We start from the raw sequence: 9,802 nt of genomic DNA, 5'->3' as shown, positions 1-9,802 counted from the left end.
CTCCAAGATCACTCCTGCATCGCTTTGCTGTTATCAGGTCCTTTCGCTTGAATAGGGCGAACTTTGCCGCCCGCAGTCGAGCCTCAACTTGATGGCGATCGAGCGATCCTGGATGCTGGCCGCTTAGCAAGGATCAGTGCGACACCTTTCGGCGAGCGGCCGTGCGACAGAGCATATTGTCCTGATTTGCTAGGAGGCGTCGACCCGCGTTCAAATGAGTGGCGACGCGGGTCCATCTCTCAAATCGATCGCTAGGTCGGCTGCATCCATTGTTCGCGCTACACGTCGCTCGCCGCGGGACCTCTCACCGAGCGATCATGGCGGCGGTCAAGGTACCGTGATTTACAGCGGTCCAAACGCCTGAGCTGGCGAGCCATGCATCATCAGCGGTGATCGCTAGTACCTCGCCCATGAGGCACTCTAGTTCGACGATAGTCACTTCCGATCCGTTCTGCTCGCTTTGATTACTCCGCATGCCCGCTCGTTGATGTGCACTCGCGTTCTACGCCGTCTACATTGCGGTCAAGCGCGTCGATGGCTGACCAGATCGGCTCATCGAGAGATCATTCTTTGTCGCTGCCAGCGATGAGCTCCCTTTCCTTTTCTGCCGCGTCAATTGCCGCCCTCATGGCAAGCAACGATGGGAGGGCGGACTGGAGCATGACGCTAACACGCGACGGAGCTCCTTCGCAGGATAGCTAATGTTCGCGGCAGCGTTGCCTCGCGATGCGAAGGTACTGGGCGTACGCCGACGGTGTTCGCCTACGAGCGGCGGCCAAAAGGAAGCAAGCTTGCCGGACGTTACCATAGGCCACGACAGGATGGATCGCGACCGATGCTCGCTTCAGATTGGTCAATATACCTGGAGTAAGCCCAGGCTCGCCGGATAGCCAGCCCGGAACATCGCGCCCCGAGCTTCGGACCGTGTGGGAGATTGAAGCCAGCCGATTCGCGCCCCCGGCTCGGCTTGAAGGGCAGCTCGGCGTGTCCTTCGCCGCACGCGCAACAAGAGCGCCAAGCAAACACTCAACCCAGAGGAAGTCGGACTTCCTCTCTGGCCTTTCTCACCGCATCGTAGATTTTGATCTGCAGCATGGGACGGCGTCTCTTGAGCTTCACCGCTTCTGACCATGCTCCATCTTTGCTTGCGTACTCGGTTTTGAATTGGCCATCCACTTCGAGCACATAACCGGAAGCTGGCAGTACACGAGTGGGTGCGACCATTGTGTTCCTTTCGAACGAAACGTTTTACCGCAGGACCCGCCTGAGCCAGATCGCCTGTGCCGCGCCAGCAGGCTATTGTGCGAATTGACGTGGCGCGAGGACATCTAACCATCAAGAATTGAGCGCGCTATCAAGACGTCCACTACCGCTTTCGCTGAATGCTCTAGGTTCTGCTCCATAGTCCTGAGATGAATATCCGGTGTTTCTGGTGCTTCGTAGCACGCGTCGATTCCGGTGAAGTTCTTTATGTTGCCTGATTTCGCCTTTGAGTACAGCCCTTTCGGATCTCGCCGCTCGCATTCCTCGATCGGCGTATCGACAAAGACTTCTATGAACTCTTCCTTGCCAACCAGCATGCGCACCCTGTCCCGTTCGGCTCTCGAGGGCGAAATGAACGAGCAGATCACAATCAAGCCGCTGTCCGCCATCAACTTGGCAACTTCACCGACACGCCGAATGTTCTCCACGCGGTCCGCCTCCGAGAAGCCCAGATCGGCGCTTAGTCCGTGTCGGAGGTTGTCGCCATCCAGCAGCATTGTATGCCGCGACATTGCGAACAGCTTTTGATCAACTAGATTCGCAATCGCCGACTTTCCCGCGCCAGACAGGCCGGTAAACCAAATGACGCAAGGCTTCTGATTCTTGAGCGCGGCACGCTCCCCCCTATCCACGGATAGGGCTTGCCTAGCAATATTGGCGGTCTGCCGTAGCGGAGCGGCAATCATGCCTGCCCCGGCCGTACGATTGGTGTAACGATCGATGAAGATGAATGATCCGGTCTTCCGATTGACGTCGTAAGCATCGAATACTGCGGGCGTTGTGGTCGCAACATTACAGAACGCGATCTCGTTCAACGAAACCATCCCGGCGGCCAGATGCTCACAAGTGTTGACGTCGATCCGATGCCGAATTTCGGTAATGCTGCCGGAAATCGTCTGCGATCCGATCCGCAGGACGTAATTGCGTCCGGGAGCGAGCGGCTCCTCGTCCATCCAAATCACATAAGCAGCGAACTGGTCGGCGACCTTCGGTTTATCATCCGGACGGGAAAGGATGTCGCCACGGCCGATATCAATTTCGTCTTCCAGTGTAATGGTCACCGCATCGCCGGCTTCGGCGCCGACAAGGTCGCCATCGTGGGTCACGATCCGCTTGACGCGCGTGGTCCGTCCCGACGTGGCGACAATGACCTCATCCCCCGCCGAGATCCTCCCGGAAGCCACCGTCCCGGCATAGCCTCGAAAATCCGGATTTGGTCGGTTCACCCATTGTACCGGAAAGCGGAAAGCCTGGCTTGCGGTACCGGATTGGATGTCAATGCGCTCCAAATATTCAAGCAGGCAGGGACCACGATACCAGTCGGCACGCGCGGAGCGGTCTACGACGTTGTCGCCGTATCGGGCCGAGATCGGAATTGGAACGATCGAGGTGAAGCCGAGACCGGCGGCAAAGGCCATATAGTCGCGCGCGATCCGATCGAAGCATTCCTTGTCGTATGCGACAAGATCGATCTTGTTCACTGCCAGCACGATATGACGAATACCGAGCAGCGCACAGATAAAGGAGTGGCGGCGCGTCTGAACCATCACGCCTTTGCGGGCATCGGTCAGGATAATAGCGAGCTGGGCTTGCGAGGCGCCGGTAGCCATATTGCGGGTATACTGCTCGTGGCCGGGGGTGTCGGCCACCATGAAGGAGCGCCGCGGCGTAGTGAAGAAGCGGTAGGCAACATCGATCGTAATGCCCTGCTCCCGTTCGGCCTCGAGGCCGTCCACAAGCAGCGCGAAGTCGATGTTGTCCCCGGTGCTACCGTACTTGATGCTGTCGCGTTCCAGCGCCGTGATCTGATCGTGGTAGATCATCTTGCTGTCGTGCAGTAATCGGCCGATCAGCGTCGATTTGCCGTCGTCCACCGAGCCACATGTGATGAATCGCAGCTGATCCTTCGTCCGTGCCGGAACCGGTTCCGTTGTCGGCTTTGTAAACATCAAAAGTAGCCTTCCCGCTTCTTCTTCTCCATTGAAGCGGCTTCATCGGTGTCAATTAGACGCCCCTGACGCTCAGACACGGTCGCGGTCTGCATTTCTGCGACGATACCTTCGATGGTCGTCGCATCGGATTCAATAGCCCCGCTCAAAGGATAACATCCAAGGGTGCGAAAGCGGATCATCCGCATTTCCGGCGTTTCATTGCAGTTAAGTGGAAATCGCTCGTCGTCAACCATGATCATCGCACCATTTCGATGCACTATCGGTCTTCGTTTTGCGAAATAAAGCGGAACGACCGGAATTTTCTCGATCATGATGTATTCCCACACATCGAGCTCGGTCCAGTTTGACATCGCAAACACGCGCATGGTCTCGCCCCGGCGAATCCGTGTGTTGAACAGGCTCCAGAGCTCCGGCCGTTGGTTACGGGGGTCCCATACGTGCCCGGCCGAACGGAAGGAGAGTATCCGTTCTTTTGCGCGACTCCTTTCCTCATCGCGCCGGGCTCCGCCAAGGGCGGCATCGAACCCGTGGAGGTCGAGCGCCTGTTTCAGCGCGTCCGTTTTCATGACCTGGGTATGGAGGGCGGAGCCGGAATCAATCGGATTGATCCCACGCGCGCTGCCGTCCTTGTTGACATGGACAATCAGGTCGAGGCCGAGCCGCCTGGCTGTCGCGTCTCGGAAGCTGATCATCTCGCGAAACTTCCAGGTCGTATCGACGTGAAGCAGGGGGAAAGGTATTTTTGCCGGATAGAACGCCTTGATAGCAAGGTGTAGCAAAACGCTTGAATCTTTTCCGATGGAGTAAAGCATGACGGGCCTTTCGAACTCGGCGACCACATCACGCATGATTTCAATCGATTCAGCTTCGAGACGGTGCAGATGTTTCGGCAGCATGTAATCCTATTTTCAGTGCAGGATCTCTGTTCTTCGCCGCTCTATGGCTCCAGCCTAGAGCGGGGAATATTCGCGGCCGAAACGGCGGGTCATGGCGCATGGCTCATCAATGAAGCCAAGCCCCGTTCGACAGCAAGCTTCGGACGCGGCAGCATATCGCATTGTGCCCGCACGTACGCCGGCGCGTGCGGCACACCTGATCGGGAGGTCAGCGTGGCCGGTTAAGGATCTTGGCTAAATCAACCAGCGAGGCTTGATCACAAGCATTCAGAGTCCTTAGGAGATCCTGAGGATCTGCTCAAGCCGCGCGACCTCGCCTCGCAACATTTCGATAGCCGCGTCCCGGTTCTCGGAAATATTCCAAGCATTGTGGACCGACTCTCCAGCGTGAGATAAGCTGGACGGTCCTCCCGCCTTGGCACTTCGCAAATCCCACCAGGTTCGGAATACCCGACCATAGAGCTCGGTTACTTCCCGTCCTCTGTCCAGAACTCCGGCTTTCTGGGCATGCAACAGTTCCTGCTCATATCCGAGTTCTACCAAAAGCTCGGCACCGATCAGATCGGTCACGGTTTGCATCTCTTCGACGCTCAATTGAGATTGCCATGATTTGACAGAGCTTTCGTCGATGGTGTTTCGTTCCAGGATTTTTCGGTCTCCAAAGCTGCTGGATTGAAGATAATCTGCTCGTCCCATGCTCGCCGATTCGACGCCTCCTGGATCACAGCCGAGCGCTGTCAGTAGACGCTGGACTTCCTCGTCAGGGCGCGCCACGAGCAGTTCGTATTGCACGAAATGAGTCTGCGCGCGAGTACGTTGCGCGGCGAGCCTAGGAAGACCCAAAACCAAATCGGCCAGTGAAGATATTATACCATCGGGCAGTCGAAGCATGAGATCAGCGAGACTGGATACGCTGACCGGCTGCGCGCTTTCTGCCCGCAGTGGGATGCCCCAGGTCGATTTCAGTGAAGCGGCGATCGCGTAGGGATTGCGCATCAGAAGGATTCGTGGCGCTTCCGGGTAAACGGATCCGACAAAGTCAAGCGCGGTCCAATAGCGTGGTGTCTTATCTATGATGATGCGCTTGCCCGCTTTTGCCAGATATTGATCGTATGCTGCATCTGCGAAAGCGCGGCTAACGATCGTGCGATCTATCCGTCCCAAGAATTCGGAGGTCGCGGCCTCGATTAGTGAGCTGCCCGCCGGATGGCGCCGATCCACCTTGCCAAATGCTTCAAGCGCCAGCATCAACCAGGGTTCAGGCGGAGCCACAACGTCTGGATGGAGCTGCAGCAAATGTGCCAGCAGTGTGGTCCCGGATCGTGGAAGACCAAGGAGAAAGCACACCTCAGGTGAACGACCAAGACGTCCGCTCATCATTCAGACACTCGTGCTTGGCAAGCGCCATCTCTCGGCGCTAGCTCGATTGGGCGAAACGAAGGCGGCCGCCGGATCACATGGGGCACCCGCTTGCGTACAAAGAGTCGAAAGGACAAGAATTTTGTCTCCCACTCATGACTTGGGACCCGTTCAGTCCCATCGGGCGGGATCACAGAACGATAACTGCAATCGCCTCCCCGATTGTTCGACCGATAAAACGAAATCTAGCAACAGTTCAATTGCACGAAGATTAGCTGGGAATATGGGAAGGTTGAAAAGAACTATACGGACGTTTGCCAAAGACCGCGCGCGGCCCGTGGAAGGTTGCTACGTATTGAAGATGCATGCGCTGGGCCATTAAAGAGGTAACTGCGGCATGCACCTCCCTGAAGCTCGGCATATACAAATAGTTTGGGCATATGAGCGCAGTGCTGCAAAGAAGCAGACCATATCGCGGACATCACACACGGCAAGACGCAGCAATCTTCTCAGCGCGGGAGCGATCCAGCCGCCACCTCCAGTAAGCGCCGCCGTTGGTCGGTCAACACACTGGATCGGCCGTTCATGTGGGAGATCCTCGACAGGGCCATCACCAAGAACAATGTCTTCACTGCCGATTGGTTACAGCTGTTGAGACCGCGTCTAAGAAAGTCCATCATAATGAGAGGATGCTGGAGCTCCCACCGCGACACTGAAACACCATCCAGACACCATCTCGGCGCGGATCCGCAAAGCTAATTTCCGACAAAATTACTATGGGTCCTGAGGGCGGCCCAGGGAGCCGCCCTACCGCGCTAGTACTAGCGCTGCTCAAAACTACCGCTGATGTCCGAGTCCGATTCCAAGATGCAAGGCCTTCTGGCGGAGCGCACCGACGCTGCGTTTGGTCATCTTTGCTATTTTTATGACCGGGGTTCGGGCCTTGGAATGGACTTTGAGCTCCTTGATATCTGCCCGCGTCCATTCGCGCCGCTTAACGCGTTTCTTGGTTGCTTTCTTCACGATGAATGCTCCTTTGAGAGGAGCGGCTTGTAGCATAGTTTTCACGGCACGACGACCGCAAAAACAGACAATATGATAGGAGTGGCGCCAGGCATAACTTGGTCATACTTTCCAAACGCGAGTCGTCTGGGCTAGTACATCTGTGGAACTGTAAACTTCATATACAGCCCGCGCTCTGAGAACGTTCCAATCGATTCCCTTCTATTCGCAGCTAAGCAACCGACACACTCTGGAACGAGGAAGCCAACCGCGAGATCAGTTTAGCCGACCGTCTCGACCACGCTGATGTGCATGAAGAGGCCAGGTTCCCGATCCCTCAGGTTTAAATCAAGCCAATATCCCTAGCCGCGTTAAACAATTTCGCAATACCCATTACAAAGCCACTGTTTCGAAATGTGGACTTCAAGATCTAGTTGAGTAGGTCACGATCAGCACAGGGTTGAGCGGCTGGCCGTCGCCCGGTAGCGGTTTACGTGGGCTCAATCGCTTGCCGTAGGGCACTTTCTGCCCGCGTTCGTTCCCAGCTGCGAAATCGAGGGGGCGGTTGCTCAGCTTTCGACTGTTACGCGGTCTCTCGCTCAACCTGCGCCTGCATAGTACACCGAACTAAGTGTTCGACCGTCTCAAGATATTCCCTTCCCTCCTCGGTGAGGATCCAGCATCCGGCCCCCCGTATCAGCTTTGGCCGAAAATACCGAGTTGGGGCGCGCGGCCTGCGATGCGCTTCATATGAGCCGACCACTCCGGGCCGCTGCTATACGGATACCCAATGCTGCTTAACGACTTCGATGCTCGCCCGACCGTGCGGCTAGCCGGTAAGTATCTTCAGTATAGACGTGAAAACTCACGCGCACGCCATTGACTCAAGGAGAGCCTCATAACACCTATTTTGAGGTAAGCTCCAGAGGCGCGCCCCGCTTTCAAAAGCAAAGCTTGCTCCTTAAGCCCAATACGCGACGCCCGCCTGCTCTGGTCGCTCTATGCAACGTTTTCGACGGCATCGGCCACATCCTGCCCGAGGCTTCCGAAGAACGGTTCAGCATGAGATAGCTGCGTCGACTAGGAGTGTGACGAGGTCTCAACTGCCGCCTTGGACCGGTACGAGATCAAACGACGTCGATGGTAACCACGCCGTTGTACATCTTGACGAATGACGTCGCTCACGGAACGAACCGCCCGCTTCTTTCTCTTCCAATTGCCGTCCAATCCCGCCGGGATCCCAAAGCCTGTCGGGACGACCAAAACATCGTGTCTTCGGTTCAAATAGATGTCGAACATGTGCTATCTCTTGTCGCACGAGCGTAGGTCGGCCGTTCATCGGTTTGGTGGCATCGACGCAACAGTCTCCCTTAAAGTTACTGGACGATCAAATAACATTGGAATGCTCCCATCCTGATACATCAAGACCGTCACGGGCACGATGGTGCCGCAGATGTGAGCGTGTTCACGTCCCAACTTACGGTCCGCTGAGAGGCGCACTCGACAATCGTCGACCTGAAACGTGGCGAGAGTACATTTAATTTTACTCAGCTACTTTGCGGCTCTGCGGAGCCTACGCTGCAGTTTTTTGGGTTCTGGCAACTAGTTGATGCAGCATAACCTTGACAAGTCCTAGCAAGGACACCCTCGCCGCTATCAGGCTCCCAAAGCAATGGCCTTAGGAGCCGCCGCCTCCGGTACTAGTTGAAGTAATCTCCGACCCGTCTTAACGGAATGTGTCGACAGTAAAGCAATTCCCCCGGCAAAGATCCACCTATGGCGGTGACGAGCCGGACGATCGGAATGCGATTGTGTTCAAGGATCCGGGCCAGTTCGGGGCCGGCGTCGTTGACTAAAACGAACCTCAGGAGAGACCGAAAGGACGTTGATATTTATGTAGAGACTGGACAAAAGCAAGTCGTCATCGTCGTAAGCTGAGGAATTATTTTTGAATGGTTCGGGCGCGACTATCACTTGCGCATTGCTTCTGGCAAATAATCGGAGACCGCACGAGACCGCACCAGCAGAAGGCTCATCGGTCGATGCACGATCACATTAAGCTCCCAACAACGTGTCCACAATTCCTTCGACGTCCTCGTTCAGTTCGTCGAGATAGCGTCCTTGATCCGGTGGCGGACCGGTGCGCCAGCTTACGTACCTGCTGCCGTCGACGAGAGAACGCGGATAATACCACTCCGAGCGAAGGTTAAGATTGATATGTAGGAATAGATCGCAAGAGAGTTCGCGATCCGAGCCGCATGATTGGTGGCCGTACCCACCACGACTTCCTTCAATCTCGACCACTCGTCGTACGAATGTAAAGTCACGCTTACCCGTATTGGCCGTGCCTTCAGGTTTCGTAGACCGACTGCCGATGATTGTGTAAGTGGAGCGTCTGCCATAGTAAAGCTACTGCACGGAATGGCAGCGGCCGGAAGTGAGCTTGATCCGGAGCGCCGCCAAGGCTCGAAGGCGGAGCCGGCCATTGTATCAGGCGAGGTATCGTCTGATCGAGACACGCGCGTAGGACACAGTCTCATAGGCATGCTCGCCGAACACGTTGTCGCGACGGGCAAACAAGCCGTCCATGCTGATGGCGATGCCATGACTGGCGAGCGCGCCGGTAAACGTCGCGCCGGTGAACTACGAGCCTTGGTCGGTGCTGAAGATGTCGCGCTTCCGTGGAACACTCAGGAAGCGCGAAACCCTTGCTTACTCATGCCATCCTTGCTGGATGCTCGAAAGGCTGATGTGGACGGATTAGCTAAGGCAGGTGGGGTTCGAAGCTCCAACACATCGGCGAAGATTGTCCAATCGCGGACACGCTTTTGCTTGCAAAACTCAGTCTCGGCCTGCTGAGCAGCAGCACTCAGGGAGGTGGCATCGACCTTGAATGCTGCCTGGCACGCACGGTGCTCGCCGCCGGTATCGTCACAAACGGTCTTAATAAACCGAACATTAAATGAAGGCATGCCCCTCTCTTCCCGTGGTTCGCTTGACCACTATTCTGCCATTCGCACCGAGAGTATTTGATCTGCCTCAAGCAGGCCCCGAGAGGTCTGTCTGATCCTCCGAACATACATCCAGATGTAACAGCGCGGTGCTCAATGCTGCCGTAGCCCATGCAGCGTTAGTTGCGCCTCAAATCAACGCGTTGGCCTGTTGCAGAGAGTGCGAGGCCCTGGCTGGCGCGCGAGTTCGAACATGTCCACTGCCAACGGGGGCGTCTGCGGCACGTGGCGGCCGCTTGAGCTCAAGCACTCCCCGGACGGACGAAGCTTTTGACCCGCATCAATGCTGCGGCGGCTGTGTCCTGATAGAGGTGATCTT

At 56.3% G+C, this 9,802-nt stretch carries 5 protein-coding genes and 1 pseudogene; all 6 read right to left on the bottom strand.

Going from position 1 to position 9,802, the window contains the following annotated elements; all coding sequences use genetic code 11:
- Window positions 1-1,328: 1,328 nt before the first annotated feature.
- A complete protein-coding gene (cysN, locus tag XF30_RS11790) occupies window positions 1,329-3,212 on the bottom strand; it encodes a sulfate adenylyltransferase subunit CysN (RefSeq protein ID WP_109142792.1) in 1,884 nt (627 codons plus the stop codon).
- Window positions 3,212-4,111 (bottom strand): sulfate adenylyltransferase subunit CysD, encoded by a 900-nt coding sequence (gene cysD / locus XF30_RS11785; RefSeq protein ID WP_109142791.1) that lies wholly within the window; start codon window positions 4,109-4,111, stop codon window positions 3,212-3,214. Before cysD ends, cysN begins: the two co-directional genes overlap by 1 nt.
- Before the next feature lie 276 nt (window positions 4,112-4,387).
- Complete coding sequence (noeE, locus tag XF30_RS11780; protein ID WP_283811134.1) at window positions 4,388-5,491, bottom strand: nodulation protein NoeE; 1,104 nt, start codon at window positions 5,489-5,491, stop codon at window positions 4,388-4,390.
- A gap of 816 nt (window positions 5,492-6,307) precedes the next feature.
- On the bottom strand, window positions 6,308-6,529 hold the full coding sequence (locus tag XF30_RS11775) for a hypothetical protein (RefSeq protein WP_109142790.1): 222 nt from the start codon (window positions 6,527-6,529) through the stop codon (window positions 6,308-6,310).
- Window positions 6,530-8,822: 2,293 nt separating this feature from the next.
- A pseudogene (locus XF30_RS11755) lies at window positions 8,823-9,151 on the bottom strand (hypothetical protein); the annotation flags it as partial.
- Between the two features lie 11 nt (window positions 9,152-9,162).
- Entirely contained in the window at window positions 9,163-9,444 is a 282-nt protein-coding gene (locus XF30_RS11750) for an LYR motif-containing protein (RefSeq protein WP_244608928.1), read from the bottom strand.
- Window positions 9,445-9,802 lie beyond the last annotated feature (358 nt).

This window comes from Bradyrhizobium sp. SUTN9-2, from assembly GCF_003122645.1.
In the GTDB taxonomy this organism is placed as follows: Bacteria; Pseudomonadota; Alphaproteobacteria; order Rhizobiales; family Xanthobacteraceae; genus Bradyrhizobium; species Bradyrhizobium yuanmingense.
The sequence above is the reverse complement of the archived record's forward strand: the minus strand, read 5'-3'. Positions and strand labels throughout refer to the sequence as shown.

What these genes read in the sequence shown, in the direction of transcription:
- noeE (WP_283811134.1), bottom strand. Translation starts at nt 5,491, where the DNA reads ATGATGAGCGGACGTCTTGGTCGTTCACCTGAGGTGTGCTTTCTCCTT.
- XF30_RS11775 (WP_109142790.1), bottom strand. Translation starts at nt 6,529, where the DNA reads ATGCTACAAGCCGCTCCTCTCAAAGGAGCATTCATCGTGAAGAAAGCA.
- XF30_RS11750 (WP_244608928.1), bottom strand. Translation starts at nt 9,444, where the DNA reads ATGCCTTCATTTAATGTTCGGTTTATTAAGACCGTTTGTGACGATACC.
- cysN (WP_109142792.1), bottom strand. Translation starts at nt 3,212, where the DNA reads ATGTTTACAAAGCCGACAACGGAACCGGTTCCGGCACGGACGAAGGAT.
- cysD (WP_109142791.1), bottom strand. Translation starts at nt 4,111, where the DNA reads ATGCTGCCGAAACATCTGCACCGTCTCGAAGCTGAATCGATTGAAATC.